Genomic DNA, 26,955 nt, shown 5'->3' on the forward strand with positions numbered 1-26,955 from the left:
GGAAACGCGAGACATGAAAAAACTGATCACGTCGATCGCCCTGCTGGCCGCCGCGCCCGCCTGGGCCGAGGATAAGATGACCGTTCTGTTGGACTGGTTCATCAACCCCGACCACGGCCCCATCATTGTGGCGCAGGAAAACGGTTATTTCGCGGACGAAGGGCTTGAGGTCGAAATCATCCCGCCCGCCGACCCCTCGGCCCCGCCGCGCCTGGTGGCCGCCGGTCAGGCGGATCTGGCAGTTTCCTACCAACCGCAACTTCACCTGCAGATTCACGAGGGCCTGCCGCTGAAACGTGTCGGCACGCTGGTTGCCACCCCGCTGAACTGCCTGCTGGTGCTTGAAGATGGCCCGATCGAAACGCTGGCTGACCTCAAAGACAAGAAGGTTGGCTTCTCGGTCGCCGGTGTGGAAGAGGCGGTTCTGTCCGCGATGCTGAACACCCATGACGTGGCGCTGGACGATATCGAAATGATCAACGTGAACTTCTCACTGTCGCCGTCGCTGATGTCCGGTCAGGTGGATGCGGTGATCGGGGCCTTCCGCAATTTTGAGCTAAACCAAATGGATATCGAAGGTGTCGCAGGCCGCTGTTTCTATATCGAGGAAGAAGGCGTGCCGCCTTATGATGAGCTAATCTATGTGGCCAACCCCGAAACGATGGATGCCGACAAGGTCGCGCGTTTTCTGGCCGCGACCGAAAAAGCGACCCAGTTCATCGTGAACAACCCGGAAAAGAGCTGGGAGATTTTCGCGGCCACCTCGCCAGAATTGCAGGATGAGCTGAACGCTCGGGCATGGGTCGACACGCTGCCGCGCTTTGCTCTGCGCCCCGCCGGTTTTGACGCGGGCCGCTATGCCCGGTTCGAGGCGTTCCTGAAAGACAGCGGCATGATCGACAGCATCAACCCTGTCAGCGACATCACCATCGACGTGACCAAGCAATGAGTGACTATGGTCAAGCTTTCACGCTGATGCGTGATGCGGCGCAAGGACCGTGGCGGGATTACACCCGCCACGCTTTTGTCGAAGGGATGAAGGATGGCACCCTGCCGCGCGAGGCCTTTCTGCACTATCTGAGGCAGGACTACGTGTTCTTGATCCACTTTTCCCGTGCGTGGGCGCTTGCGATGGTGAAATCGGAAACCCACTCGGAAATGCTGACGGCCGTTGCGACGGTTAACGCTTTGGTCGCAGAGGAGATGCAGCTGCATATCGGGATCTGCGAAGCCGAAGGCATTTCTGGGGAAGAGCTGCTCGCAACCGAGGAACGGGCCGAAAACCTAGCCTATACCCGTTTTGTGCTGGAAGCCGGTTATAGCGGCGATCTGCTGGATCTGTTGGCCGCGCTTGCGCCCTGTGTCATGGGGTACGGTGAGATTGGGAGACGTCTGGCTGCCGAGGCTACCTCCGAGACCTATCATGACTGGATCACCACTTACGCGAACCCGGATTACCAGGGTGCATGCAAAGCGGTAGGAGAACTCTTGGATGCGGCTCTAACACGGCGTGTTGGGGCAGATTTTACTGTTTCACCTCGCTGGAAACGTCTGTGTCACACATTCCGTACGGCCACCGAGCTTGAGGTCAATTTCTGGCAGATGGGCCTGACCCCATGACGCCCGCGCCCGATCTGACCATCAGCGGGCGGGCAAACATTGGTGAAACGCCCTTGTTCGCGCATCTGACTCTGACCCTTCGGGCGGGGCAGTGGACCTGTTTGCTGGGCGGATCGGGTGTTGGCAAAACCACGGTTCTGCGTCTGATCGCCGGGCTGGAGACAGGCGCGGAATTCACCGGGAACATCACTGCAAGTGATGGGCAACCCGTCCCGGACCGTGTGGCGTACATGGCGCAGAATGACTTGCTGCTGCCTTGGGCCACGGTTGCACAGAATGTCTCGCTTGGGGCCAGGCTGCGCGGCGAGAAGCCCGATCTGATCCGGCGTGACCGTCTGATCGAACGGATGCGCCTGGCGGATCACATGACCAAGAAACCGGCCGAGCTATCAGGTGGCCAACGCCAACGTGTGGCGCTGGCCCGGACATTGATGGAGGATCGCCCGATTGTGCTGCTGGACGAACCGTTCTCGGCCCTCGATGCGCGCACGCGCGCGGATATGCAGGATCTGGCGGCGGAAGCTTTACAGGGCCGCACGGTCTTGTTGGTCACCCATGATCCGGGCGAAGCCGCGCGATTGGGTCAGTCCATCGTTGTGATGACGCAGCAGGGGCTGACTCCGTGTGAGCCTCCGCAAGCCCCCGCCCCACGCCACGTGGACGACCTTGAAACCTTGGAGGTACAGGGAGCGCTCTTGCGATTGTTGCGGAAAGAGGCGGCATGAAATACCTCTCGGCTCTTGTAGCAACCTTGTTTGCATTGGTGGTCTGGCAGGGGATCGTTTGGGCCACCGGGTTGCCAAAGTTCATCCTGCCAGGGCCTGCATTGGTGGCCGAGACGTGGTGGCAAAATCGCTGGCTGATTGCCGAACATACATGGATCACCGCAGTCGAAGTGGTGATCGGGCTAGCTTGCGGCACAGTGCTGGGCGTCATCACGGCGCTGCAACTGGCCAATTCGCGCGCCGCGCGGGTACTGGTGCAGCCTATGCTGGTGTTCACGCAGGCTCTGCCGGTCTTTGCACTGGCACCGCTGCTGACGCTATGGTTGGGCTATGGGCTGTGGTCCAAAGTGGCAATGGCGGTGTTGATTATCTATTTTCCGATCACATCCTCCTTCTTTGACGGTCTGATGCGAACACCGTCGGGATATCTGGACCTGGCGCGTTCCATGCAGGCCGGCCGACGCGCGGTGCTGTGGCGTATCCGTATACCGGCGGCGTTGCCCTCATTGGCCTCGGGGATGCGTTTGGCGGCTGTGTACGCGCCGATCGGGGCGGTGATCGGCGAATGGGTGGGGTCTTCACAAGGGCTTGGGTATTTGATGTTGCTCGCCAATGGCAGGGCAAAGACCGATCTGATGTTTGCCGCGATGCTGACGTTGGGCGTGTTCTCGATCCTGCTGCACCTAATCGTCCGCCGCGCCACTGCGCGCATGGCGGGTGAGGCGCGTTAACCCTTTGGCAACCGATTCTGCATCAAAGTGTGCCCATGACACAGGACGCCTTTGCCGAAGCCCCAATGCTGTTCGATACGGACGAAGCGCCAGCGCAGCCGCTGCCGACGGGTCGGTTGCCCTCCTACATCAAAGACCATCGTAAGCGGCTGCGCGAAAGGTTCATGTCTGGCGGGTCTGCAGCCATGCCGGATTATGAGCTGTTGGAATTGGTCCTGTTCCGCTCGATCCCACGGCAAGACGTGAAGCCGTTGGCGCGGGCGTTGATGGATACTTTCGGTGATTTCAACAGGGTCCTGACCGCGCCAGAGGAACGTCTGCGCCAGATCAAGGGCGTTGGCGACACGGTGATTACCGATCTGAAAATACTCGAAGCCTGCGCCCACCGAATGGCGCGTGCAAGGGTGATTCAGCGGCATGTGATCTCTGGTTGGGATGCGCTACTGGACTATTGTCACACGACGATGGCTCATCGCGAGACCGAGCAGTTCCGGGTGTTCTATCTGGATCGCAAGAACGTGCTGATCGCGGATGAGGAGCAGGCCAAGGGCACTGTAGACCACGTCCCGGTTTACCCGCGCGAAGTGGCGAAACGGGCGTTGGAGTTGAACGCCTCGGCGCTCATTCTGGTGCACAATCACCCTTCGGGCGATCCGACACCATCACAATCGGATATCGACATGACCAACCGGATTCAGGACGCCTGTCTGGCACTGGGGCTGACGTTGCACGATCATTTGATCATTGGGAAATCGACAGAGTTGAGCTTTCGATCTCAGGGATATCTGTAACGGACTACCGCACCCAAACCTCGACCCGACGATTGACCTTGCGCCCCCAATCCGAGTCGTCACAGGCCATGGGCATTGCTTCGCCAAAGGCGTCGACTTCAAGCTCTATACTATCGGGAATCGCGGTTTCCACCGCTGCCAATACCGCATTGCGCACCGTTTTCGCGCGTAGCAATGCGATCTGCTTGTTGGCCGCCGCTGCACCGTCGCCGTCGCTGAACCCAATGAAGACGAGCTTGCGAACATCCAGGGTACCGGCTTCAAGCTGCTGGGCCAGTTGCTGGATATTGGACCGGGATTGCGCATCCGGACGCGAGGAACCGGCCTCAAAGCGGACGGACAGAGACAGTCGGGACAGAGGGCGCAATGTGGTGATCAGGCGCTGCAGTTCGTCCAACCCCACCTCTGCACCGCCCGAGGCTATGGCATTTGCCAGCCGGTTCCCCTGCAGGGCGATGGACATCGTTTCGGGAGCCTGATCGACAAAACCCGCTGTGCGGATCGCCAGTTGGGCTTCAGCGCTTTGGGTATAGGCCAAAAACTGACGGGCAACACGCGGCAGGCGACGTTGGGGCAGATAGAGGAACATCGGCGAGGTCAGGGGATAATCTTCGGTTTTGATCGTTTGCCGCGTGGCCATCAGCGTGTGGCCGCACCCCCCGGCAAGTGGCAGAGCACGGACCGTGCCGGCCTCAGCCTGGCTGGCGATCCCGATGGCAAAGGGGTCGTTGGCCACACTGCGGATCAGATCACTGCTGCGGTTGTGTCTGGTGACGGTGTCGAGCAGGGCCGCGCCGGTTGGTGTCAGCAACTGGCCTTCGATAGCCTGTGCAAGGCCAGATTCGGCTTCGGGCAGGTGTAGCGCGATTGGCGCGTCCGGCCCGCCCAAAGCCGACCAGTTGGTAATTTCGCCAGACAAAACCAGCGCCAGATCAGCCAAAGAAATATGGGGCATCGTATTGCCCGCAGCCACGACGGGCACAAGAGCGTCCAATGCCACAACTCTGGAACGGCGTGCATGGGTCAGATCGCCCACCCCGGCTGTCTGAGCAAATTCTAGTTCTTGCGGGTGGATTTCGCGCAGGGCCATGACGATGTCGGCCTGACCCTCGATCAGATCTGCGAACCCACTACTCGTATTGCCGATATCGAAAAAGAATCGGCCCAGCGGCGCATCGCGTCCGTTTTGGTGCAACGTGTAGGTCAGGGTATTAGCGTCCGAGGTGAGGGATTCAGCGGACAATCCTTCCTGTTCAGCAAAACCCATCACCAGGGCGGGCAGCACCTGTTCTGCCATGACCGAAGACCCCGAAAACCGTAATTCGGCTACGAAATCGGTCAGGTTTGGGCAGGCGGGGCCATCGCAGGTCACGCCCGAACCGTCCACTGTAAGCTCGCCGAATTGCGTGTCGACGCGGTAGAACTCCCCATCAAAGCCCAACAATGTGCCGGCCACCTCGACCTGGCCGTCATGAGAGGTGAGCGTGATATCCTGTGCCTGTACGGTCGAACAGAGGGTCGCGGAGAACAGTGCGGCGGCCGCCACACGGAAAAATGTCATAAGAACGTCAAGCCTGCCTGCGGTTTAGTTTGCCGCGATTGTCAGGTTTTGGAACAGATTATTCAACACCAGAAACTCGCCGGTTCTGGAGCAATCGGGAAAGCTCAGCGCCAAATCGCGCGAGCGCAGCTCTCGGTCGGCACGCAGCTCTAGCGATTGCACGTTTAAATCCCTGCCGCAGTTTTCGGCTGTCACTTCGGCCTCGACCGTCAGTTCGATAGAACCAGATTTTTGCGACTGCCCCACTGGGAAGGAATAGACTTCGACATTGCGGGAATCGCTGAATGCCGGCTGCGCCAAGTGTACGACACTGCCCGTGCCTTGAGCGTCGGACGCGGCCGAAACATGACCACTGTCGCCATAGCTGGCGCCGAATTCCAGCGCATGGATCTGTAGGTCCGTTTCACCCTGCCATTGCAGGGCGATACGGGAATATTGGCCGATGTCGGGGATGTGAGTGGTGGCAACGGTCCCCTTCTGATTCTCAAGCGAGATTAGGAAGATCGCGTATTCCGACAAGGCTGGTATGGTCAGATCCAGCACGCCATTTGCGTCTGTCTGTTGGGTTACGGTCAGGCCGCTGTGATGCACTTCGATGCGTTCATTGCCGTGGCAGGGAGCATTTACGATCAGGCGTGCGGCAGCACCAGGAACAGCATGGGCACGGGCGCCGAGGCTGCAATCGCGATGGTCAGTGGAAGTAGACTTGCTGGCTTTCACCGTCCGTTGCGTTGCGACAGGGTCTTCACTTGTTTTACGGGCGGGGTTCGAGGAGGTCAGAACGATACCCTCCAGCCCTGGAATGGTTGAAGCCTCAGCGACCACGAGTTCAAGGTCCTGCGCGCCAAAAGGCAGCGCCGGAGTTCCATACTGCATCAGGTAACCAATCGCCAGCGCGCAAGCGACAGTGCCGCCTGTGGTCACGTAGTTTCTGATTACAAACAAGACACCCTCCCCAGTTGAAGGAGCGAGTCGCATATTGATTTTGAAACACGGCTAATATGTGGCCGTGAAGTGGACTCAATGTGCCCCAATTTGGGTGTCGTCAGGTCAGGCGTCCGTGGCAATGTTTGAATTTCTTGCCTGATCCGCAGGGGCAAGGATCATTGCGCGACGGGTTGCCCCAAGTGCTAGGATCGTCCTCGACAAAGCCGGGGCGGGCGTCACCCGAAGCTTGGGCCTCGGCTACTGCTTCTGCCTTTCCAGCCGCCTGATCAACCGCTTTTTGCGCCTGCGCCTGTTGCGCCTGCATTTGCGCCAGCATCTCGCGTTGCTCTTCTTCGGTCAACGGACGCACGCGCGACAATTGCTGGGTCACGGTTTCGCGCAGGCTGTCCAACATGCTTTCGAACAGCTGGAAGCTTTCGTTCTTGTATTCGTTCAGCGGATCGCGCTGGGCGTAACCCCGGAAGCCAACAACCGACCGCAGATGTTCCAGCGTCAGCAGATGCTCGCGCCATTTGCTGTCGATGGTTTGCAGCAGCACCTGTTTTTCGATGTTGCGCATGTTTTCCGGCCCAAAGGCCGCGGCCTTCTGCGCCATCATCTCATCGGCGGCGTTGACCAGACGCTCGCGCACCTGCTCGTCATCCACACCTTCTTCGGCAGCCCAGTCCTGAACCGGCGCGTCGATGGTCAGCTTGTCCTTGATCGCCTCGTGCAGACCGTCGGTGTCCCACTGATCGGCATAGGATTTCGGGGGCATGTATTCGTCAATCAGATCGTCGATCACCTGTTCGCGCATGTCCGACACGATTTCAGACAGGTCATCCGAAGACATGATCTCGCGCCGTTGACTGAACACCACTTTCCGCTGGTCGTTCATCACGTCGTCGAACTTCAGAACGTTTTTGCGCATGTCGAAGTTGCGGCCTTCGACCTTGGACTGTGCACGTTCTAGCGACTTGTTTACCCAGGGGTGGACGATGGCCTCACCCTCTTTCATGCCCAGCGTTGTCAGAACCTTATCCAACCGTTCCGAGCCGAAGATGCGCATCAGGTCGTCTTCGAGGCTCAGGTAGAAGGCGGTGCGGCCTGGGTCGCCTTGCCGGCCCGAGCGGCCGCGCAGCTGGTTGTCGATCCGGCGGCTTTCGTGCCGTTCCGAAGCCATTACATAAAGACCGCCAGCGGCCAGAACCTTTTCCTTTTCCTCTGAGTGGCGCGCCTCTTCAGCGGCGCGCAACTCGGCCGGGTCAACCTCGGGGTTCTCGGCAAGTGCCTTCAGAACCTTCATTTCCACGTTGCCGCCCAGCTGAATATCGGTGCCGCGGCCAGCCATGTTGGTGGCGATGGTTACTGCGCCATACCGTCCCGCATCGGCTACGATCTGCGCCTCTTGCTCGTGCTGGCGGGCGTTCAGAACGTTGTGCTCGATGCCTTCCTTGGTCAGCATCTGGCTCAGAAGTTCGGATTTCTCGATCGAGGTAGTGCCCAGCAGAACCGGCTGGCCCTTGGCTTGCGCTTCTTTGGTTTCCTCGATCATCGCGCCGTATTTCTCACCCGCCGTGCGATAGACTTGGTCGTCCTCGTCAACACGGGCAATCGGCTTGTTGGTCGGAACCTCGACCACGCCCAGACCGTAGATTTCCTGGAATTCCTCGGCCTCGGTCAGCGCGGTGCCAGTCATGCCGCCCAGCTTGTCATAGAGGCGGAAGTAGTTCTGGAAGGTCACGCTGGCCAGCGTCACGTTTTCGGGCTGAATTTGAACGCCTTCCTTGGCCTCAATGGCCTGATGCAGACCTTCGGACAGGCGGCGGCCCGGCATCATCCGTCCGGTGAATTCGTCGATTAGAACCACGTTGCCATCGCGCACGATGTAGTCCTTGTCGCGCGTGAACAGCTTGTGCGCGCGCAGACCCTGGTTGACGTGGTGTACGACCGTAGTGCTTTCCGGGTCATAGAGCGAATGGCCTTCCGGGATAAGGCCGGCGGCAATCAGCTGTTGTTCCAGAAACTCGTTCCCCTCATCGGTGAAGGTCACGTTCCGGGACTTTTCGTCCAGCGTGAAGTGATCATCGCTCAGTGAGGGGATCAGCCCATCGATGGCGGTATACAGGTCCGAGCGGTCTTGCGACGGCCCCGAGATGATCAGCGGGGTTCGCGCTTCGTCGATCAGGATCGAATCCACCTCGTCCACAATCGCGAAATTGTGGAACTTCTGGTAAATCTGATCCAGCTCCGCCTTCATGTTATCGCGCAGATAGTCGAAGCCCAGCTCATTGTTGGTGGCATAGGTCACGTCGCAGGAATAGGCGGCTTTTTTCTCGGCATCCGGCTGGCCTGACCAGATCACGCCGGTGGTCATGCCCACCGCTTCAAACACCTTGCCCATCCATTCGGCGTCGCGCTTGGCTAGGTATTCGTTCACGGTAACGACGTGCACGCCTTTGCCGGTCAGAGCGTTCAGATAGGCGGGGAAGGTCGCGACCAGTGTCTTGCCCTCACCCGTTTTCATTTCCGAGATATTTCCCTGATGCAGGAACGCGCCGCCCATCAGCTGCACGTCAAAGGCACGCAGGCCCAACGCGCGCTTGGCGCCTTCGCGGACGTTGGCAAAGGCTTCGGGCAACAGGTCGTCCAGACTCTCGCCGTCCAATGCGCGTTTGCGCAGCTCTTCGGTCTTTTCCTTCAAACCGTCATCCGACAGTTTCTCGAACTCGGGCTCCAGCGCGTTGATCTTTTCGATCAGGGGGCGGGTCGCCTTGATCTTGCGGTCGTTCGGTGTACCGAACACCTTTTTCGCGAGCGTTCCGAGTCCCAGCATGTTCACTCCAGCGGATCTGTTCTTATCGTGGTTGCGACAGGCTTGCCCACCTTGCGTGCAACCCATAGATACGGGGGATGAAAGGCGGCCCTGTCCAAGGCTTCAAAGCGATGTAAGCGGCAGGTTCCAGAGTGTCAACGCTGCGCCCTGTCGCGGCAAAGAAATAGGATGAATCCATGCCCAAAGGCCTCACTTTTCTGCCATCGTTGGCTCTTGCTGCCGTGATGGCCCTGCCGTTGGCTGCCGAAACGAAACCTGATGCGGACACCGTGGTCGCGCGCGTGAATGGAGATGAGATCACATTGGGTCACATCATTGCCACCGCTGCTGTGCTGCCCGAGCAATACCAACAGATCGAGGATGACGTTTTGTACGAACTGATCGTCGATCAGATGATTCAGCAGCAATTGCTGGGCCAGCAACAGGAAGAGCTGACCAAACTGAACACCCTCGCGCTGGAGAATGAGTCACGATCCTTGCGGGCAGTGCAGACGGTGAATGCTCTGATCGAAGAACATCTGACGGATGAAGCAATTCAAGAGGCGTATGACGCCAAATACGCTGACTTCCAGGGTGCGGATGAATTCAACGCCAGCCATATTCTTGTGGAATCCGAAGAAGAGGCCAAAGAGATCAAGGCGCAGCTGGACGATGGCGCCGACTTTGCCGAACTGGCCAAGGAACATTCCACCGGTCCGTCGGGTCCAAACGGAGGTGAGCTGGGTTGGTTCGGATCAGGTCAGATGGTCCCAGCCTTTGAGGCTGCCGTGATTGGTCTGGAAAAAGGGCAGGTGTCCGAGCCGGTGAAAACCCAGTTCGGCTGGCACGTGGTCACCCTGAACGACAAGCGCAAATCTGAGGCCCCCGCGCTGGAGCAGGTCCGCGCTGAGCTGAGCCAGACCCTGCAACAGGATGTGATTCAAGCCCGAATCGACGAACTGACACAAGACGCCGAGATTGAACGTCCTGCACTCGAGGGCGCTGGCCCCGAAGTGTTGCGTCAGATCGAGCTGATTCAGGAGTAAGCCCCGTGGCCACGATCACCAAGGTCTCTCCGCTGGCCCCGGCGGCCTTTCCCGATCTGCCTGCGATTGACGGTGTGCGCTTTGCCACCGTCGAGGCGGGCGTGCGCTATCAGGGCCGCACCGATGTCATGCTGGCGGTTCTGGACCCCGGCACATCCGTGGCTGGGGTGTTTACCCGATCCGCGACCCGCGCGGCCCCGGTTCTGGACTGTCAGGACAAAATCGGCCGGCTAAGTGACGGGCCTGCGGCGATCCTGGTGAATTCGGGCAACGCAAACGCGTTCACCGGCCACTATGGTCAAACCTCGGTGGCTGAGGTGACGCAAGCCGTGTCCAACGCCACCGGAGTTCCGGTGGAGCGGGTGTTTACATCTTCGACTGGTGTGATTGGCGAGCCTTTGCCCCATGACCGCATCATCGCCCAGCTTGAAGCGTTGAAATCCGGCCTCAGCCGCCATGCCATTGAAGACGCAGCGCGCGCCATCATGACCACGGATACCTTCCCGAAAGGGGCCAGCGCGCAGGTCGAGGTCGATGGCAAAACAGTCTCTATTGCGGGGATTGCCAAGGGATCTGGCATGATCGCGCCGGATATGGCGACGATGCTGGTCTATATCTTCACCGATGCGCAGGTCGAGCAATCGGCGCTGCAAGCGATGCTGGGTGAACAGACCGACCGGACCTTCAACTGTATTACCGTAGACAGCGATACTTCGACTTCGGACAGCCTGTTGTTGTGCGCGACCGGCGCGTCGGGTGTGAATGCCACCGGTAGCGCGGCATTTGCCGAGGCGCTGGAAACAGTGATGCTGGACCTTGCGCAGCAAGTCGTGCGCGACGGTGAAGGCGCCACGAAGTTTGTAGAAATTCGCGTAACCGGAGCCAAAACGGACGCCGATGCCAAGACCCACGGGCTGGCCATCGCGAACTCGCCGCTGGTCAAGACTGCGATTGCGGGCGAAGACCCGAACTGGGGCCGCGTGGTGATGGCCATCGGCAAGTCCGGTGCCGCGGCGGATCGTGATCTGCTGAGCATTTCCTTCGGCGACATTCTGGTGGCCGAAAAGGGCTGGGTCAGCCCCGATTACCGCGAAGAGGACGCCGCCGCGTACATGAAAGGTCAGGACCTTGTGATCACCGTCGATCTGGGTCTGGGCGAGGGCAAATCCACCGTTTGGACTTGCGACCTGACTCACGGCTATATCGAGATCAACGCGGATTATCGCTCGTGAAAACCGTACTTGTTTCTGCCGTCGCACTGATCGACGTTGAAGGCCGGGTGCTGCTGGCGCAGCGTCCGGAAGGCAAGTCCATGGCCGGACTCTGGGAATTCCCCGGCGGCAAGATCGAACTCGGTGAAACTCCCGAGGCCGCGCTGATCCGCGAATTGCATGAGGAACTGGGCATCGACACCTGGGCCTCGTGCCTCGCCCCGCTGACCTTTGCCAGCCACAGTTATGAAGACTTCCACTTGCTCATGCCGCTGTTTGCTTGTCGGAAGTGGGAGGGCATCCCGCAGTCGAAAGAAGGTCAGGCTTTGAAATGGGCGCGTGCGAATGAATTGCGCAATTACCCAATGCCTGCGGCAGATGTACCGCTGATCCCGATTCTAAGGGATTGGTTATAGCGCAAAACGCCAAAGTCATTCGGTTTGATCCGTCTGGATGTCGTGTATGCAGACTATGTGGTCATTGGCAGGGTTTTGAAAGCCAGTTTAAATGCCAGACATAAACTCGACATGGAACCGAAACTAAATGACCTATGAAGAATGCGTGCGGTCCGTTTATTTTGACTGGGAAAGCTGGGTTATTGCCCTTGTGGCACTGGCTATCTCGCTCACTTTCTTGAGATACAGGAAGAAAATCTTCGCCGTCGTGTCTTTTTGTTTCGGTTTGCTGCTAGCTGCTTCATGGGCTTACCTGTACTATGAATTGAATTGCGTAGAACTCATCCGACCTTAGGAAGTTTGAGCTCGAAGCTGCCTCTCATCACGCCACGCACCCACGGCCTTTATCACAACCTCAGCAGCCTATTGGCGAATGAGCGGAACGTGAACTTGCGCCGTTCTTTTTGAGGCGCTTGATTTCGCAGTTTGTACATCTTGTACAACTCGTAAGATCACCCCTCCACTCCCTGTTACAATTCGTAAGAATTGAGAAAACATCAGGAAAAAGTTGACGCTGATCTTTCTCGCGTCCCTTATCGGGGCATTGGCGTTCGGGGATTCAACCCGGGCCCGCCATTTCCGGCCCGGGGAGGGGCCGGATGGGGAGGAGAGAGAGATTGGCTCAGACGCAGTCGGGCGCTGAAGGGTTAGACTCCCTTCCGGCGCTGCTACACCGCAATGTGACCCAGTTCGGGGATGCCCCGGCCTATCGGGAAAAGGAATTCGGCATTTGGCAATGCTGGACCTGGGCGGAAGCCGCCAAGGAAATCCGCGCCATCGCACTGGGCTTTCTGGAGCTGGGCGTTGAGAAAGGTGACCACATAGCCGTGATCGGCCGTAACCGTCCGGCACATTATTGGTCGATGGTCGCCGCCCAGATGGTGGGCGCGGTGCCAGTGCCGCTCTATCAGGATGCTGTGGCCGAAGAGATGGCCTATGTGATGGAGCATTGTGGCGCGAAATACGTCGTCTGCGGCGATCAGGAGCAGGTCGACAAAGTCATCGAGATTCAGGAAAACCTGCATCAGGTCAAACACATCCTCTATACCGACAAGCGGGGTATGCGGAAATACGACCATTCCCAGATGAACGCGCTGGAAGACCTAATGGCCGAGGGCAGTGCGGGTCATCAGCGGTTCGATGCGGAACTGGACAAGCGTATCGCCGCGATCACCTATGACGATACTTGCGTGATGCTTTATACCTCGGGCACTACGGGCAAGCCCAAAGGCGTGGTGCTGTCGAACCGCAACGTGATCGAAAGCGCCAAGAACTCGGCCGAGTTCGATCATCTGACGCGGAACGAGGACATCCTGTCGTACCTGCCGATGGCATGGGTCGGCGATTTCATCTTTTCCATCGGTCAGGCCTATTGGTGCGGCTTCTGCGTGAACTGCCCTGAAAGCGCTGATACGATGATGACCGACCTGCGCGAGATCGGGCCGACCTATTTCTTCGCCCCGCCGCGGGTGTTCGAAACTCAGTTGACCAATGTGATGATCCGGATGGAGGATGCGGGCAAGCTGAAGCAGCGCATGTTCCATCACTTCATGGCGCACGCCAAGAAGGTTGGGGGTCTGCTGCTGGATGGAAAGCCGGTGGGTTTTGGCGACCGCCTGAAATATGCTCTGGGCAATCTGCTGGTCTACGGGCCGCTTAAAGACACTCTGGGCTACGGCCGGTTCCGTGTGGGGTACACGGCGGGTGAAGCGATTGGCCCGGAAATCTTCGATTTCTATCGCTCTTTGGGCATCAACCTGAAACAGCTGTACGGTCAGACCGAAGCTACTGTTTTCATTACCCAGCAGCCCGATGGCGAGGTACGTGCCGACACGGTCGGCGTTCCCGCGCCTGCGGTTGAACTGAAGATCGACGACAATGGCGAGATCCACTACCGCTCGCCCGGTGTGTTCGTTGAGTATTACAACAACCCAGACTCAACTGCCTCAACCAAGGATGCTGAGGGCTGGGTGGCCACAGGCGACGCGGGCTTCATCGAGGAAGGCACCGGCCATCTACGGATCATCGACCGCGCCAAGGATGTGGGCAAGATGGCCGATGGCTCGATGTTCGCGCCGAAGTACGTAGAGAACAAGCTGAAATTCTATCCCGACATTCTTGAGGTCGTGCTGTTCGGCAACGGAAGAGATCGCTGCGTTGCCTTCATCAATATCGACCTGACGGCGGTCGGAAACTGGGCCGAACGCAACAACGTGGCCTATGCGTCCTATCAGGAACTGGCAGGCCACCCCCGTGTGTTAGAGACGATTAAGTCCCACGTTGAGGAAGTGAACAAGTCTGTCGCGGCGGATGAGATGCTGTCGGGCTGTCAGGTTCACCGCTTTGTGGTTCTACACAAGGAATTGGATGCGGATGACGGTGAGATGACCCGCACGCGGAAGGTACGGCGTGGCTTCGTCGAGGAGAAGTTCCAGGACATCATCGACGCGCTTTATGACGGGTCCAAGCAGGTCTCGACCACCACCGAAGTCACGTATGAGGACGGCCGCAAGGGGTCGATCAGCGCGACGCTTGAGATTGTCGACGCACCGGTTGTGCCGGTTGCTCAGCACAAGGTGGCGGCAGAATGAGGGCCGGTCGTGCGCCGCTCGACCTGCGGCCATCGCCCCGCCCGCTGTCCCGCTATTGCGTAAGTTTTGGAGTGGCTGATGCTTGATTCTACCGAAGGATATGTCACCGAAGATGGCCGCAAGATCGGCGGCGTGGTGATGGAGATGAAAAACATCACCCTGCGCTTTGGCGGTGTGGTGGCGATCAAGGATATCTCGTTCGATATCCGTGAGGGTGAGATTCGCGCCATCATTGGGCCGAACGGGGCGGGCAAGTCCTCGATGCTGAACGTGATTTCGGGGTTCTATGTCCCGCAGGAGGGGGAGGTTTGGTTTCACGGTGCCAAGCGCCCACCGATGCGACCATATGAGGTGGCGCGGCAGGGTATAGCTCGGACATTCCAGAATATCGCCCTGTTCGAAGGCATGAGCGTGCTGGACAACGTCATGACCGGGCGGCTGAACTACATGAAAACCAATATGTTCCAGCAGGCCTGGTGGAAGGGCAAAGCCGAGGCGGAAGAGGTTGAAAACCGCGAAGCGGTGGAGAAGATCATCGACTTTCTGGAAATCCAGCACATCCGCAAGACGCCGGTTTCGCGGCTGCCTTACGGCTTGAAGAAACGTGTCGAACTGGCCCGCGCGCTGGCGGCGGAACCCAAGCTGCTGCTGCTGGATGAACCGATGGCGGGCATGAACGTTGAAGAGAAAGAGGATATGAGCCGCTTTATCCTCGACGTGAATGACGAGTTCGGCACCACCATTGCCTTGATCGAGCACGATATGGGCGTGGTGATGGACCTGAGTGACCGCGTGGTCGTGATGGATTACGGCAAAAAGATCGGCGACGGCACACCGGATGAGGTGCGCAGCAATCAGGACGTCATCGACGCCTATCTGGGGGTCAGTCATGACTAAGCATCCGACAGACATGAGGAGCGGCGCAGATGCCTGAACAACTCGTATTCGCGATGGAGGTCATCCTCAACGGCCTGATGGCCGGGGTGCTCTATGCGCTGGTCGCCTTAGGCTTTGTTCTGATCTACAAGGCTTCGGGAATTTTCAATTATGCACAAGGGGTTATGGCGTTGTTTGCTGCCATGACTCTGGTGGGGATCATGAACGGTCAGGTGCCCTTTGCGCATCTGATCAATGCGACCTTCGGGACGCATATCCACTATTTCGGTTGGAACGTGCCCGCGCTGTTGGCGATTTTGCTGACCATGGGAGTCATGGTGCTGCTGGCCTGGGCGGTGCAGCGCTTCGTCATGCGCCATCTGGTCGGGCAGGAGCCCATCATCCTGTTCATGGCCACCATTGGCCTGGCTTATTTCCTTGAGGGCGTGGCCGACCTGATGTGGGGGTCCGAGATCAAGACGCTAGATGTGGGGCTGCCGCAGGGGATCAACCTGTGGATTGATGAGAGCACCTATAACATCTTCGGCTACGGCTTTTTCATCGACAATCTGGACATTGTGGCGACAATCATCGCCGCGCTGCTGGTGGCGGCTTTGGTGGCGTTCAGCCAATATACCAAGCAGGGCCGGGCGATGCGCGCGGTGGCCGATGACCACCAGGCGGCGCTCTCGGTTGGCATTTCGCTGAACTTCATCTGGATCATGGTCTGGTCGGTTGCGGGCTTTGTTGCTCTGGTCGCAGGGATCATGTGGGGCACCAAGTCCGGCGTGCAGTTCTCGCTGTCGTTGATCGCGCTCAAGGCGCTGCCGGTATTGATGCTGGGCGGGTTCACCTCGATCCCCGGCGCCATCGTGGGCGGGCTGATTATCGGTGTGGGTGAAAAACTGTTCGAGTTCGCCATCGGCCCGATGGTCGGCGGAGCAACCGAGAACTGGTTTGCCTATGTGCTGGCGCTGATCTTCCTGGTGTTCCGCCCGCAAGGTCTGTTCGGCGAGAAAATCATCGAAAGGGTTTAGCCATGCAAAAGATGATCGCCATCATCAATGTCATCGCGTGGGCCGGGTTTTGGGCTTTTGGCTATATCGCCATCACCTCGGAGGATCTGACCGAAAGCCAGTTGGTCGTGGCAGCAATCCTAGCCTTTGCCGGGCTGGTTACAGGTATTCTTGCTTACATGAAACTGGTGCGCAGCTCGGAGGCGAGCGGATACGCCAAAGGCTCGAACCAATTGGACGCCGAAGCCCGGAACCAAGCACAGGAAGAGTGGGGGAAGTAAGACATGTTCTACCGTGAGGCCGGAGATTTCAAAGTCTCTTACGTGGATGACAGCCAAACCTTCCCGATCAAATTCGACCGGTATCGGTACTATGTCGTTCTGGCGGTGGCGTTTGGGATCATTCCCTTCATCATCAACGACTACTGGGCCAATGCGCTGCTGCTGCCATTCCTGATCTACGCGATCGCGGCGATCGGGCTGAATATCCTTGTCGGCTACTGCGGACAGGTTAGCCTGGGGACCGGTGGGTTCATGGCTGTGGGGGCCTATGCCTGCTACAAGCTGATGACCGCTTTCCCGGACGTCAGCATGTTCATTCACGTGGTACTTGCAGGAGGGGTCACAGCCCTTGTCGGGGTGCTGTTCGGCTTGCCGTCTCTGCGGATCAAAGGGTTTTACCTGGCAGTCGCCACGCTTGCGGCACAGTTCTTCCTTGTGTGGCTGTTCAACCGGGTGCCGTGGTTCTACAACTATTCGGCCTCGGGCCAGATCAATGCGCCGGAACGCGACGTGTTCGGTATCATCATCACCGGCCCGAACGCTCCAGCCTGGGCTACCTACCTGTTCTGCCTGATCTTCCTGACCGTCTGTGCCTTGATCGCACGCAACCTGACGCGTGGAACCACAGGGCGCAGCTGGATGGCAATCCGCGACATGGATATCGCGGCTGAGATCATCGGGGTGAACCCGCTCAAGGCTAAGATCAGCGCCTTTGCCGTCAGTTCCTTCTTTGTCGGCATCGCGGGCGCGCTGTTCTTTGCGGTCTATCTGGGCGCGGTTGAGGTCGGAGAAGTCTTTGGCATCCAGAAGTCGTTCCTGGTGCTGTTCATGGTGATTATCGGCGGTTTGGGGTCGATCTTCGGCTCTTTCGCGGGGGCGGCGTTCCTTGTGCTGCTGCCTGTGCTTCTCAAGCTGATCGGTGTCGATCTGCTGGGCTGGCCTACTGATATCGTGGCGCACCTGAACCTGGTGATTGTCGGCGCGCTGATCATCATGTTCCTGATCCTCGAACCGCACGGGCTGGCGCAACTGTGGCGCGTGGCAAAAGAGAAACTCAGACTTTGGCCTTTCCCGCACTAGGGCAGGCCCAATCAGAAAACGGGTGCAAAGCCCGACCTAACCATCGGACCAACCAAGGGAGGAGACACCCGATGAACAAGACACTGGCAACCATGGCGCTGGGCGCCCTGATGGCCGCAGGCCCGGCGCTGGCAGATCTGGTGATCCCTGATCTCAGCTATCGTACTGGCCCCTATGCGGCGGGCGGCATTCCGTTTTCGGACGGCTATAACGACTATTTCACCTTGCTGAACGAACGTGACGGCGGCATTGGCGGCGTTCCTGTTCGGGTGATCGAGTGCGAGACCGGTTATAACACTGAAAAAGGCGTCGAGTGCTATGAAGCCACCAAGGGCGAAGGCGCGCTGGTGTACCAGCCGTTGTCGACGGGCATTACCTATCAATTGATCCCCAAAGTGACCGCGGACAACATCCCGCTGCACACAATGGGTTATGGCCGGACGTCGGCGGCGAACGGCACGGTGTTCAGTCATGTCTTTAACTACCCGGCAAACTACTGGAATGGCGCATCGGGTGCGATCAACTATTTGCTTGAGGAAAATGGCGGAGATCTGAGCGGCAAGAAAATCGCGCTGATCTACCACAATTCTGCCTACGGCAAGGAACCGATCCGGACTCTGGAAGACCTGTCCGAAAAACATGGGTATGAATTGGCTTTGCTGCCCGTCGACCACCCGGGACAAGAGCAAAAATCGCAATGGCTCCAGATCCGTCGTGATAGGCCCGACTATGTGATCATGTGGGGCTGGGGCGTGATGAACCAGGTTGCGGTTCAGGAAGCCGCCAATATCCGCTTCCCGATGGAGAATTTCATCGGTGTCTGGTGGTCGGGCGCTGAATTTGATGTCGAGCCTGCTGGCGAAAAAGCTAATGGGTATAAGGCGCTGACCTTCACTGGTCTGGGTATGGATTACCCGGTTTATGAAGATCTGCAGAAACATGTTGTTGATGCAGGCAAAGCCGCAGGTGCAGGCGACCAACTGGGTGCTGTGCAATACAATCGCGGTCTCTATGCTGCAATGCTGGCGTCTGAGGCAATCAAGACTGCACAGGAAATACACGGTACGGCTGACATCACTCCAGCCATGATGCGTGACGGTATGGAGGCGCTGGAAATGACCAACGCCAAGATGGATGCGCTGGGCATGGCCGGGTTCGGGCCTGAGTTCACGGTAACATGTGAAAACCACGGCGGTCCGGGGCTGGTCGGCGTCGTCCAGTGGGACGCGTCTGCCAAGACGTGGAACACTGTGCAGGACTTCAAGCCGACCGATGTCGAGGTGATTGGTGCGCTGATCGACGAGGACTCGGCCGCCTACGCAGCTGAAAACAATATCGAACCGCGTTGTAACTAAAACGCAATGAAACAGCGGGTCGGCGGTGCGCCGCCGTCCCGGAACCCCACACTCGCACAAGGACACGCGCAGATGCTGGATGCGGCCCATACCACCGAAGTTCAGGCGGAAACCCTGCTTGAGGTCAACAATATCGAGGTGATTTACAATCACGTGATCCTCGTCCTGAAAGGTGTCAGCCTGACCGTGCCCAAGGGCGGCATCACTGCTTTGCTGGGTGGCAACGGGGCGGGCAAGACCACGACGCTCAAGGCGGTGTCGAACCTGCTGCATTCGGAACGGGGTGAGGTGACCAAAGGCTCGATCACCTATCGCGGCGCCAATGTGCATGAGAGTGACCCAGCCGACCTGGTGGAAAAGGGTGTAATTCAGGTGATGGAGGGCCGCCATTGCTTTGAACACCTGACGGTTGAGGAAAACCTACTTACCGGAGCCTATACCCGTAAAGACGGCAAGGCGGCGATCCAGCAGGATCTGGATCTTGTGTATACTTATTTCCCGCGCCTTGCCGAACGCCGCAAGTCGCAGGCAGGCTATACCTCGGGCGGCGAGCAGCAAATGGTGGCAATGGGCCGGGCACTGATGTCGCGCCCCGAAACGATTTTGTTGGACGAGCCCTCGATGGGTCTGGCACCGCAGCTGGTCGAAGAGATTTTCAGCATCGTGAAAGACCTGAACGAGAAAGAAGGTGTGTCCTTCCTGCTGGCCGAACAAAACACCAATGTGGCTCTAAGATTTGCGCATTACGGCTATATTCTGGAATCGGGCCGTGTGGTGATGGACGGCCCGGCGGCCGATCTGCGCGAGAATCCGGATGTGAAAGAGTTCTATCTGGGCATGTCCGACGAGGGGCGCAAAAGTTTCCGCGACGTGCGTTCGTACCGCCGTCGCAAGCGGTGGCTGTAAGCGGATGGAGGATCTGGTCATGACGACATTCTACGACGCGCTCGAGACCCGTTCAGCCGATCAACGTGCCTCTGAACAAGAGCAGGCGCTGCGGGTTCAACTTCAGCGCGCGCTCTCCGCGCCCGGCTTTGAGACGCATTTGGCGGGGGCCGAAGTTGATGCTGTTGCTTCGATTGACGATCTGGTGAAGCTCCCGGTGTTGCGCAAGTCCGATCTGGCTCAGGCGCAGGCGAGCCGCCCCCCGTTCGGGGGCTTTACGGTCAAGCCGGCGCGGCACTTTCATCACGTTTTCCAATCCCCTGGCCCGATCTATGAGCCCGGCAGCACTGATCCCGACTGGTGGCGCATGGGGCGTTTCCTGCATGCAGCAGGTGTTGGGCCGGGCGACATTGTTCACAACTGTTTCGGTTATCACCTGACCCCTGCTGGGATGATCTTTGAAAGTGGTGCGCGGGCAGTGGGCGCGGCTGTGCTGCCAGCTGGCACTGGCCAGACGGAATTGCAGGTCACCGCTGCACGCGATGTTGGTTGCACCTCATACGCGGGCACGCCGGACTACCTGAAGGTCATTTTGGACAAGGCAGATGAAATGGGCGTTTCCCTGCAGTTCGCCACAGCCGTTGTGGGCGGCGGCGCACTGTTCCCGTCGCTGCGACAGGAATATGCCGATCGAGGTATTTCCTGCCTTCAATGCTATGCCACCGCCGATCTCGGCAATATCGCCTACGAAAGTGCTGCGATGGAGGGGATGATCATCGACGAACATGTTATTGTCGAGATCGTCACGCCGGGCACAGGTACTCCGGTCGCCCCAGGTGAGGTGGGAGAGGTTGTCGTGACCTCACTGAACCCCGACTATCCGCTGATCCGCTTCGCAACAGGTGATTTGTCGGCCATAATGCCGGGACAGTCGCCTTGTGGCCGAACCAATGCGCGGATCAAGGGCTGGATGGGCCGAGCCGATCAGACCACCAAGATCAAGGGTATGTTCGTGCGCCCCGAACAGGTGGCGGCCTTGGTCGACAAGCATGATGAGATCGTCAAAGCCCGCGTTATCGCCGCCCGTCAGGGTGAGATGGACACGATGACCGTTCAGATCGAAAGCCCGCGCAGCGACGACGTAACCTATGCCAAGTCTGTGGTCGAGGTGCTGAAACTGAAAGGCGCGATTGAGGTTGTGGCTCCTGGATCGCTGCCCAAGGACGGGTTGGTGATCGAAGATCAGCGCGTCTACGACTGACTCTGAAAAACAGCTCTGCGGCAGTATGTGTCGCAGAATTGTTCCCCCGCCCACTGGTGTTTCTTAGCATTTTGGTCGATTAAAGGCGAAACCTGCGCCTTTGCCTGCCACGACCGGAAACATGGCCGAAATCGAATATTCAGAACACGGAACGCGCAACCGGGGTGTGTTTGGCACTCGGTTGGTGGCCTCAGTGGCCTATCTGGTGGCGGCTGCCTGTCTGCTGCCGATGGTGGCGGTTGTTCTGGCAGCGGTCACAGGCGGGACAGACACGATCTCGCATCTGTTGGATACGGTTCTGCCCGGCTATGCGCTGACGACGCTCATCCTGGTGGTTTTGGTAGCCGTAGGCACGTTTTCAATCGGAGTCGGAGCGGCCTGGCTGGTGACTATGACCCGCTTTCCCGGTGTCCGCTTTCTTGAGATCGCTTTGGTTCTGCCGCTGGCTTTTCCGGCCTATGTCCTGGCCTATGCCTATACCTTCATCCTGGATCACCCGGGAATCGTCCAGACCACTCTGCGCGATGTGACCGGCTGGGGCCCGCGAGACTATTGGTTCCCGGAAATCCGCTCGACCGAGGGCGCGGCGGTCATGCTGATCCTGGTGTTGTATCCCTACGTGTATTTGCTGGCCCGCGCGGCATTTCTGCAGCAAAGCGCCTCGGCATTTCTGGCCGCCCGTGCGCTGGGTAAAAGCCCTTGGCTAGCGTTCTGGCATGTATCCCTACCCATGGCGCGTCCGGCAATTGCCGGAGGGGTCTTGTTGGCCATCATGGAGACCATCGCCGATTTCGGCACCGTAGCCTATTTCGGCGTGCAGACCTTCGCAACCGGTATCTACACAAGCTGGTTCTCAATCGGAGACCGTGCCGCGGCCGCGCAATTGGCCCTGTGCCTTTTGGGGTTTGCACTATTGTTGGCGGTGGTCGAGCGCACCCGGCGCGGTAAGGCAAAATACTATCAGGCGGGCAAAAGCCACGCCTCATTGCCTGTAACGCCCTTAAAGGGGTGGCTTGCGGTTGGGGGATTTACCCTCTGCGCCATTCCGGTGCTACTGGGCTTTTTGCTGCCAGTGTTCATTCTGGTCCAGATGGGTATGGAATCGGAACAGAACCTGCTGTCGCGGCGTTATATCGGCTTTATTAAGAACTCGCTGACGTTGGCGGGTACAGCGGCCGTGATCACCGTATTTGCGGCGATCTGTGTGGGATTCTATCAGCGCCTGCGCCCAGGGCGCGGATCATTGACCACCGGATATATCGCGCGATTGGGATATGCGGTTCCGGGCGGGGTGATTGCTGTGGGATTGATGGTGCCTTTTGCAAGTTTCGACAACGCATTGGACGCGTGGATGCGGCAGACCTTCGATATATCGACCGGGTTGCTGGTGACGGGCTCGATCTGGTTGCTGGTGGCGGCCTATATGGTGCGTTTTCTGGCCGCCGCGCTCAGCGCGTATGAGGGCGGGCAGAGCACGGTACACGTCAACATGGACGCCGCCGCACGGTCGCTGGGCCAGACCCCGCTGGGCACCCTGCGCCGAATTCACTTGCCGATCCTGACGCCCTCACTGCTGACGGCGCTGCTGATCGTCTTTGTTGACGTGATGAAAGAGCTGCCCGCGACCCTGATTATGCGGCCTTTCAACTTTGATACATTGGCTGTGCAGGCATACAGGCTGGCTTCGGATGAGCGGTTGGAGGGCGCCGCCGTGCCGTCCCTGGTCATTCTTGCGGTGGGGCTTTTGCCAGTGATTCTGATCTGTCGCCAGGTTGGGCGGCGCTAGGACACAGCGGGCCAAAATATCACACCCTTGTGTGCTCGGGCTTGATTCAAACGCATTTTCCGGCAAGGCTAAAGGTATGAACATGCAGCCTCCCAGCCGGTTTTCTGCAAACTCGGCCCAGATGCCCGTCGCGTTTAACCGGCACGAGATGTCCCACATCCTGTCTGTTTATGGCCGGATGGTCGCCGCCGGAGAATGGCGCGATTACGGAATTTCCAACCTGCGAGATATGGCGGTATTTTCCATCTTTCGGCGCACGGCGGAACACCCGATTTACCGGGTTGAGAAACATCCGCGTCTGCGCCAAAGGCAGGGAATGTATTCCGTGATTGGTATGGATGGCCGCATTCTGAAACGCGGACACGATCTGCGCACAGTCCTGCGGGTGCTGGAGCGCAAACTGATCCGCTCTATTGACCTTGATTAGAGCCTTTTATGGGAGGTGACAGGTCCGTCACCCTGATCCAGAATGCGCGTGATTGCCTGATCCATCGGCTCGAACGTCACATCCATATGATAGGCATTGGCGTGTAGCAGCATATTCTCGCCATAGACCCAGGCCACGTGACCTTTCCAAAACAGTAGATCTCCGTGCTTCGGTTCCGTTCCCGCGGGCAGGGCCTCGCCTAGTTCACGTTCCTGTTCACTGCTGTCGCCCGGGCAGGGGATGCCACACGCTAACAATCCAGCCTGCACGAGGCCCGAGCAGTCCAGTCCAAACCGGCTGTTGCCACCCCACAGATAGGGCGTGCCCAGAAACAGCTCGGCAACGGCGACCGGATCGGTCAAATGTGTGGCAATGAGCTTGGCGTGCACAGCAGGGATGAAACCCAGTTCGGTTTCCAGAAACCGGTTCTGTTCCGACAGGACCTGAACCCGGCTGCCGAAACTCAACGAGATTCGGTCCGGGCTTTTCATATCCGGCTGCGCATAGGCATGGGTCGCGGGGGCGGTAATCCAGTGCGTGTCCGGCACTGGCGCGCCCAGTTGGTCCGAGGCCACCCAACCGCTGTACTTGTCCTTGTCCGCTGTGACTCGGCTCCAACCGCCTTGGGTTTCCTCAACGGTTACCGTGTCTCCAAACAACAATTGCCGGTCCCGCGGGCCTTCGGGTTGACGCAGCAGATCAACGACCGGGTTTATGATGCGCCGCCGGGTCATAGGCTCAGAATCTCGGGCAGAGCCGTCAGCAAAGCGCGCGGTCCCTGCCCGAGACCGCCTTTGCTGCGACCGGGTGCCTTGCTGGGTTGCCAGGAATAGATGTCGAAATGCATGTATCGACTATCGCCCACAAACCGTCGCAGGAACAGCGCGGCGGTGATCGATCCTGCAAACCCACCCGAGGGCGCATTGTCCAGATCGGCGATGCCCGGTTCGATCATCGCCTCATAGGGTTCGTGGAAGGGCATCCGCCAGACCGGGTCGGCGGCCTGCTGTCCGGCCCGCGTCAGCGCGTCGGCGGCACTGTCATCATCGGTGTAGAATGGCGCCAGATCACCGCCAACGGCCACCCGTGCCGCGCCGGTCAGCGTGGCCATCGAGATCACCAGATCGGGGGCGCCCTCATCCGCCAATGCCAGCGCATCAGCCAGCACCAGTCGCCCTTCGGCGTCGGTATTGTTGATCTCAACCGTCAGACCTTTGCGCGAGGTCAGGATATCACCGGGGCGGAACGCATTTCCGGCCACCGAGTTCTCAACCGCCGGGATCAGCACTCGCAGCTGCAGCGGCAGGTCCAGCGCCATGATCATCCGCGCCAGACCCAGCACATTGGCTGATCCGCCCATGTCCTTTTTCATCAACGCCATCGAGTTGCCGGGCTTCAGGTTCAGGCCGCCGGTGTCGAAACAAACGCCTTTGCCAACAAGGGTCAGCTTGGGACCGGCACTGCCCCAGTTCATCTCGATCAGGCGCGGCTCTTGTGCGGCGGCGCGGCCGACGGCGTGGATCATCGGGAAATTCTGCTCTAGCAGTGCGTCACCCCGGATCACGCTGCACGAGGCATTGAAATCCTGCGCCAGTTCTTCAGCGGTGGCTTGTAGCTGGTCGGGCCCCATATCTGCCGTTGGTGTGTTGACCAAATCGCGGGTCAGGGCCTCGGCCTGCGCCAGAATTTCAATCCGCGCGGCGTCAACGCCTTCGGGTGCGACCAGACGCGCCTTGGCCGGAGATTGCTTGGCATAGCGGTCGAACGCATAACCAGTCAGCAACCAGCCCAGACATTCCGTGTGCAGAGCGTCCTCGGGCAGACCTGATGCGATGTGATACACACCCTCGGGCAATGCCTCGGCCGCGCCGGCCAGCGGAAACCGCTTGCGCGCGCGACCTGATGCCTTGCCGTACCCTGCCACCGCAAAGTCTGGTGCCCCATCCCTACCGGGGATAAGCGCAACTTGGCCCAACGCGCCGGTGAAACCACTGGCTCCAATCCAATTTGCCACCGTCTCGGACTGGTCTGCCAGCCAAACATCCAGATCGGGTTGCGCGATGACATGCAGCGGCAGGGACGGGTCAGAGGGCGAAGCGAAAGACAGGGTCATGGGTATCTCGGCTGGTTCGATTTGCGCCCAGCCTAGCTACCCACAGCCCGTCCGCAAGCCCCGTCAGACCGAAAGATCCTGCTGATCCCAGATCACTGTCAGCGATTTCTCACCGACCCGGATCAACCGCGACAGGGTGGCGCCTGTTGCCACCGCATCTCCGGCATCCACGGACTGCGCCACATCCCCTGCGACGCGGGCCAGCGCGACCATGCCGATCTGATCGGCAATCGCCACCAGTGAGCGCGCGCATTTGCGCAGCCCTGCCCAATCGCGCTGTCGCCAGAAGCGCTCACAATTCGACAGCCGCACGGCCAGTTCCTCGACCGTGCGACACAGCACATCCAGTGCATTCTTGTCGCCCAGTTGCCGGTACAACCCATTTAGCTGGTCTGGGTCCAGACGGACGGTTTCTTTGTGTTCAAGCGTGAGTATTTTATCCACCACATTCACCCAAATTTATTTTGCCCCCACGGCACAAAGCGACTTTGACGGGGAATTTCTTTGCAAAACCTTGCAGTCGTGCAGGATAATTGCTCGAATTTTCCGCGAATTCGGGCTAGAGCAGCGGGAACGACTATTCGAGGAACTACTAAATGGACTATGCCAAACCTTTGCCGTCCTATCTGGTAAATCGGTATCATGGCTGGAAAGCCACCACTTATTCAGAAAACCAGGTCTGGTATCGCCGTCTGGCGACCGAAGGGCAGCGTCCGCGCGCGATGGTGATTTCGTGCTGCGACAGCCGGGTCCATGTTACCTCGATCTTTGGGGCTGATCAGGGTGAGTTCTTTATTCACCGCAATATTGCCAACCTTGTGCCGCCCTATGCGCCCGACGGCGACCATCACGGCACCAGTGCGGCGATCGAATACGCCGTAACCGCGCTGAAAGTAGCGCATTTGATTGTATTGGGTCATTCTCAGTGTGGCGGGGTGCAGGGGTGTATCGACATGTGCAAAGGGCAGGCGCCGCAACTGGAAGCCAAAGAGAGCTTTGTCGGACGCTGGATGGATATTCTGAAGCCGAAATACGAACTGGTCGCAGATGTCGAGGACTCCGCGGACCAGGCACGCCAGTTCGAACGGCAGGCAGTTGTTGCCTCGCTTGAGAACCTTATGACCTTTCCGTTCGTTTCGTCAGCGGTGCAGGACGGTTCGCTCAGTCTGCATGGTTTGTGGACCGATATCGGTGAAGGCGGTTTGCAATGTTACGACCCGCAGGAGAAAAAATTCGTGGTCGTCTAAGCCACTGGCAATTTCCCATATTTGAAGGGCGCTGGGTCAAGTCTCTGATTCAGCGCCCATTTTTTTGGTTTAGTCGCTCAATCCGATGTTGGGTTGAACCTGATAGGCTGTCAGCCAGAGAGCGCGACTGGTCCGCAACTAGCTGTTGATTGAAA

25 protein-coding genes are annotated in these 26,955 nt (G+C 58.7%); 19 read left to right on the plus strand and 6 right to left on the minus strand.

Translation table 11 applies throughout. The features are described from left to right. Positions 1-13 precede the first annotated feature (13 nt). The 5 genes from ABLN94_RS09315 to radC are packed head-to-tail and all read left to right on the plus strand — an operon-like array spanning position 14 to position 3,867. The gene (locus ABLN94_RS09315) at positions 14-949 is read left to right on the plus strand and encodes an ABC transporter substrate-binding protein (protein WP_352991824.1); all 936 of its coding nucleotides are present in this window, start codon (positions 14-16) and stop codon (positions 947-949) included. Beyond that, complete coding sequence (gene tenA, locus ABLN94_RS09320) at positions 946-1,620, plus strand: thiaminase II (RefSeq protein ID WP_352991825.1); 675 nt, start codon at positions 946-948, stop codon at positions 1,618-1,620. Before ABLN94_RS09315 ends, tenA begins: the two co-directional genes overlap by 4 nt. Beyond that, entirely contained in the window at positions 1,617-2,345 is a 729-nt protein-coding gene (locus ABLN94_RS09325) for an ABC transporter ATP-binding protein (RefSeq protein WP_352991827.1), read from the plus strand. Before tenA ends, ABLN94_RS09325 begins: the two co-directional genes overlap by 4 nt. Continuing rightward, complete coding sequence (locus ABLN94_RS09330; protein ID WP_352991828.1) at positions 2,342-3,076, plus strand: ABC transporter permease; 735 nt, start codon at positions 2,342-2,344, stop codon at positions 3,074-3,076. The genes ABLN94_RS09325 and ABLN94_RS09330 overlap by 4 nt, the downstream gene beginning before the upstream one ends. A gap of 35 nt (positions 3,077-3,111) precedes the next feature. Beyond that, entirely contained in the window at positions 3,112-3,867 is a 756-nt protein-coding gene (radC, locus tag ABLN94_RS09335; protein ID WP_352991829.1) for a RadC family protein, read from the plus strand. A gap of 4 nt (positions 3,868-3,871) precedes the next feature. Here the strand turns inward: radC and ABLN94_RS09340 are convergent, their stop codons facing one another. The 3 genes from ABLN94_RS09340 to secA all read right to left on the minus strand — a co-directional run bounded on the left by ABLN94_RS09340 (position 3,872) and on the right by secA (position 9,191). Beyond that, positions 3,872-5,428, minus strand: coding sequence for a phosphate ABC transporter substrate-binding/OmpA family protein (locus tag ABLN94_RS09340; RefSeq protein ID WP_352991831.1), 1,557 nt, complete (start codon positions 5,426-5,428; stop codon positions 3,872-3,874). Between the two features lie 24 nt (positions 5,429-5,452). Next, on the minus strand, positions 5,453-6,373 hold the full coding sequence (locus ABLN94_RS09345) for a hypothetical protein (protein ID WP_352991833.1): 921 nt from the start codon (positions 6,371-6,373) through the stop codon (positions 5,453-5,455). Positions 6,374-6,473: 100 nt separating this feature from the next. Then, positions 6,474-9,191, minus strand: coding sequence for a preprotein translocase subunit SecA (gene secA / locus ABLN94_RS09350; protein WP_352991835.1), 2,718 nt, complete (start codon positions 9,189-9,191; stop codon positions 6,474-6,476). Positions 9,192-9,367: 176 nt separating this feature from the next. Here secA and ABLN94_RS09355 point away from each other — a divergent pair, with 176 nt between their 5' ends. From ABLN94_RS09355 to ABLN94_RS09415, 13 genes are all read left to right on the plus strand, one after another. Then, a complete protein-coding gene (locus ABLN94_RS09355) occupies positions 9,368-10,216 on the plus strand; it encodes a peptidylprolyl isomerase (protein WP_352991837.1) in 849 nt (282 codons plus the stop codon). Between the two features lie 5 nt (positions 10,217-10,221). Continuing rightward, entirely contained in the window at positions 10,222-11,448 is a 1,227-nt protein-coding gene (gene argJ, locus ABLN94_RS09360) for a bifunctional glutamate N-acetyltransferase/amino-acid acetyltransferase ArgJ (RefSeq protein WP_352991839.1), read from the plus strand. After that, the gene (locus tag ABLN94_RS09365; protein WP_352991841.1) at positions 11,445-11,843 is read left to right on the plus strand and encodes a (deoxy)nucleoside triphosphate pyrophosphohydrolase; all 399 of its coding nucleotides are present in this window, start codon (positions 11,445-11,447) and stop codon (positions 11,841-11,843) included. The genes argJ and ABLN94_RS09365 overlap by 4 nt, the downstream gene beginning before the upstream one ends. Before the next feature lie 638 nt (positions 11,844-12,481). Next, complete coding sequence (locus ABLN94_RS09370) at positions 12,482-14,473, plus strand: AMP-binding protein (RefSeq protein WP_352991843.1); 1,992 nt, start codon at positions 12,482-12,484, stop codon at positions 14,471-14,473. 78 nt (positions 14,474-14,551) lie between these two features. Then, positions 14,552-15,370 carry an ABC transporter ATP-binding protein gene (locus ABLN94_RS09375; RefSeq protein ID WP_170326177.1) on the plus strand — a complete coding sequence of 273 codons (819 nt, stop codon included), beginning with the start codon at positions 14,552-14,554 and terminating at the stop codon, positions 15,368-15,370. 29 nt (positions 15,371-15,399) lie between these two features. After that, a complete protein-coding gene (locus tag ABLN94_RS09380) occupies positions 15,400-16,386 on the plus strand; it encodes a branched-chain amino acid ABC transporter permease (protein WP_170488013.1) in 987 nt (328 codons plus the stop codon). Positions 16,387-16,388: 2 nt separating this feature from the next. Then, the gene (locus ABLN94_RS09385; RefSeq protein WP_170488015.1) at positions 16,389-16,646 is read left to right on the plus strand and encodes a hypothetical protein; all 258 of its coding nucleotides are present in this window, start codon (positions 16,389-16,391) and stop codon (positions 16,644-16,646) included. A 3-nt stretch (positions 16,647-16,649) separates the two neighbouring features. Further along, the gene (locus tag ABLN94_RS09390) at positions 16,650-17,726 is read left to right on the plus strand and encodes a branched-chain amino acid ABC transporter permease (protein ID WP_170488016.1); all 1,077 of its coding nucleotides are present in this window, start codon (positions 16,650-16,652) and stop codon (positions 17,724-17,726) included. A 71-nt stretch (positions 17,727-17,797) separates the two neighbouring features. Continuing rightward, positions 17,798-19,081: an ABC transporter substrate-binding protein gene (locus tag ABLN94_RS09395; RefSeq protein ID WP_352991846.1), complete on the plus strand. Its 1,284-nt coding sequence runs from the start codon at positions 17,798-17,800 to the stop codon at positions 19,079-19,081. Between the two features lie 72 nt (positions 19,082-19,153). After that, complete coding sequence (locus ABLN94_RS09400) at positions 19,154-19,987, plus strand: ABC transporter ATP-binding protein (protein WP_352992168.1); 834 nt, start codon at positions 19,154-19,156, stop codon at positions 19,985-19,987. A gap of 19 nt (positions 19,988-20,006) precedes the next feature. After that, the gene (locus ABLN94_RS09405) at positions 20,007-21,227 is read left to right on the plus strand and encodes a phenylacetate--CoA ligase family protein (protein WP_170488022.1); all 1,221 of its coding nucleotides are present in this window, start codon (positions 20,007-20,009) and stop codon (positions 21,225-21,227) included. Positions 21,228-21,348: 121 nt separating this feature from the next. Further along, entirely contained in the window at positions 21,349-23,013 is a 1,665-nt protein-coding gene (locus ABLN94_RS09410; RefSeq protein ID WP_170488024.1) for an ABC transporter permease, read from the plus strand. Between the two features lie 76 nt (positions 23,014-23,089). Beyond that, positions 23,090-23,440, plus strand: a complete 351-nt coding sequence (locus ABLN94_RS09415; protein WP_170488026.1) for a DUF2794 domain-containing protein — start codon at positions 23,090-23,092, stop codon at positions 23,438-23,440. Here ABLN94_RS09415 and ABLN94_RS09420 read toward each other — a convergent pair. From ABLN94_RS09420 to ABLN94_RS09430, 3 genes are all read right to left on the minus strand, one after another. Then, positions 23,437-24,174 (minus strand): C40 family peptidase, encoded by a 738-nt coding sequence (locus tag ABLN94_RS09420; protein ID WP_352991848.1) that lies wholly within the window; start codon positions 24,172-24,174, stop codon positions 23,437-23,439. The genes ABLN94_RS09415 and ABLN94_RS09420 overlap by 4 nt on opposite strands. Continuing rightward, complete coding sequence (locus tag ABLN94_RS09425) at positions 24,171-25,553, minus strand: leucyl aminopeptidase family protein (RefSeq protein ID WP_352991849.1); 1,383 nt, start codon at positions 25,551-25,553, stop codon at positions 24,171-24,173. The genes ABLN94_RS09420 and ABLN94_RS09425 overlap by 4 nt, the downstream gene beginning before the upstream one ends. A gap of 63 nt (positions 25,554-25,616) precedes the next feature. Continuing rightward, complete coding sequence (locus ABLN94_RS09430; RefSeq protein ID WP_352991851.1) at positions 25,617-26,006, minus strand: hypothetical protein; 390 nt, start codon at positions 26,004-26,006, stop codon at positions 25,617-25,619. Between the two features lie 143 nt (positions 26,007-26,149). Between ABLN94_RS09430 and ABLN94_RS09435 the strand changes: the two genes are divergently transcribed. Beyond that, on the plus strand, positions 26,150-26,800 hold the full coding sequence (locus ABLN94_RS09435; RefSeq protein ID WP_352991853.1) for a carbonic anhydrase: 651 nt from the start codon (positions 26,150-26,152) through the stop codon (positions 26,798-26,800). Positions 26,801-26,955 lie beyond the last annotated feature (155 nt).

Source organism: Ruegeria sp. SCP11 (assembly GCF_040329455.1).
GTDB lineage: Bacteria > Pseudomonadota > Alphaproteobacteria > Rhodobacterales > Rhodobacteraceae > Ruegeria > Ruegeria atlantica_E.

Bases quoted from the DNA above. Each gene is read 5' to 3' on its own strand.
- ABLN94_RS09315 (WP_352991824.1), top strand. From the start codon at position 14: ATGAAAAAACTGATCACGTCGATCGCCCTGCTGGCCGCCGCGCCCGCC.
- tenA (WP_352991825.1), top strand. From the start codon at position 946: ATGAGTGACTATGGTCAAGCTTTCACGCTGATGCGTGATGCGGCGCAA.
- ABLN94_RS09325 (WP_352991827.1), top strand. From the start codon at position 1,617: ATGACGCCCGCGCCCGATCTGACCATCAGCGGGCGGGCAAACATTGGT.
- ABLN94_RS09330 (WP_352991828.1), top strand. From the start codon at position 2,342: ATGAAATACCTCTCGGCTCTTGTAGCAACCTTGTTTGCATTGGTGGTC.
- radC (WP_352991829.1), top strand. From the start codon at position 3,112: ATGACACAGGACGCCTTTGCCGAAGCCCCAATGCTGTTCGATACGGAC.
- ABLN94_RS09340 (WP_352991831.1), bottom strand. From the start codon at position 5,428: ATGACATTTTTCCGTGTGGCGGCCGCCGCACTGTTCTCCGCGACCCTC.
- secA (WP_352991835.1), bottom strand. From the start codon at position 9,191: ATGCTGGGACTCGGAACGCTCGCGAAAAAGGTGTTCGGTACACCGAAC.
- ABLN94_RS09355 (WP_352991837.1), top strand. From the start codon at position 9,368: ATGCCCAAAGGCCTCACTTTTCTGCCATCGTTGGCTCTTGCTGCCGTG.
- ABLN94_RS09370 (WP_352991843.1), top strand. From the start codon at position 12,482: ATGGGGAGGAGAGAGAGATTGGCTCAGACGCAGTCGGGCGCTGAAGGG.
- ABLN94_RS09375 (WP_170326177.1), top strand. From the start codon at position 14,552: ATGCTTGATTCTACCGAAGGATATGTCACCGAAGATGGCCGCAAGATC.
- ABLN94_RS09380 (WP_170488013.1), top strand. From the start codon at position 15,400: ATGCCTGAACAACTCGTATTCGCGATGGAGGTCATCCTCAACGGCCTG.
- ABLN94_RS09385 (WP_170488015.1), top strand. From the start codon at position 16,389: ATGCAAAAGATGATCGCCATCATCAATGTCATCGCGTGGGCCGGGTTT.
- ABLN94_RS09390 (WP_170488016.1), top strand. From the start codon at position 16,650: ATGTTCTACCGTGAGGCCGGAGATTTCAAAGTCTCTTACGTGGATGAC.
- ABLN94_RS09395 (WP_352991846.1), top strand. From the start codon at position 17,798: ATGAACAAGACACTGGCAACCATGGCGCTGGGCGCCCTGATGGCCGCA.
- ABLN94_RS09400 (WP_352992168.1), top strand. From the start codon at position 19,154: ATGCTGGATGCGGCCCATACCACCGAAGTTCAGGCGGAAACCCTGCTT.
- ABLN94_RS09405 (WP_170488022.1), top strand. From the start codon at position 20,007: ATGACGACATTCTACGACGCGCTCGAGACCCGTTCAGCCGATCAACGT.
- ABLN94_RS09410 (WP_170488024.1), top strand. From the start codon at position 21,349: ATGGCCGAAATCGAATATTCAGAACACGGAACGCGCAACCGGGGTGTG.
- ABLN94_RS09415 (WP_170488026.1), top strand. From the start codon at position 23,090: ATGAACATGCAGCCTCCCAGCCGGTTTTCTGCAAACTCGGCCCAGATG.
- ABLN94_RS09420 (WP_352991848.1), bottom strand. From the start codon at position 24,174: ATGACCCGGCGGCGCATCATAAACCCGGTCGTTGATCTGCTGCGTCAA.
- ABLN94_RS09425 (WP_352991849.1), bottom strand. From the start codon at position 25,553: ATGACCCTGTCTTTCGCTTCGCCCTCTGACCCGTCCCTGCCGCTGCAT.
- ABLN94_RS09435 (WP_352991853.1), top strand. From the start codon at position 26,150: ATGGACTATGCCAAACCTTTGCCGTCCTATCTGGTAAATCGGTATCAT.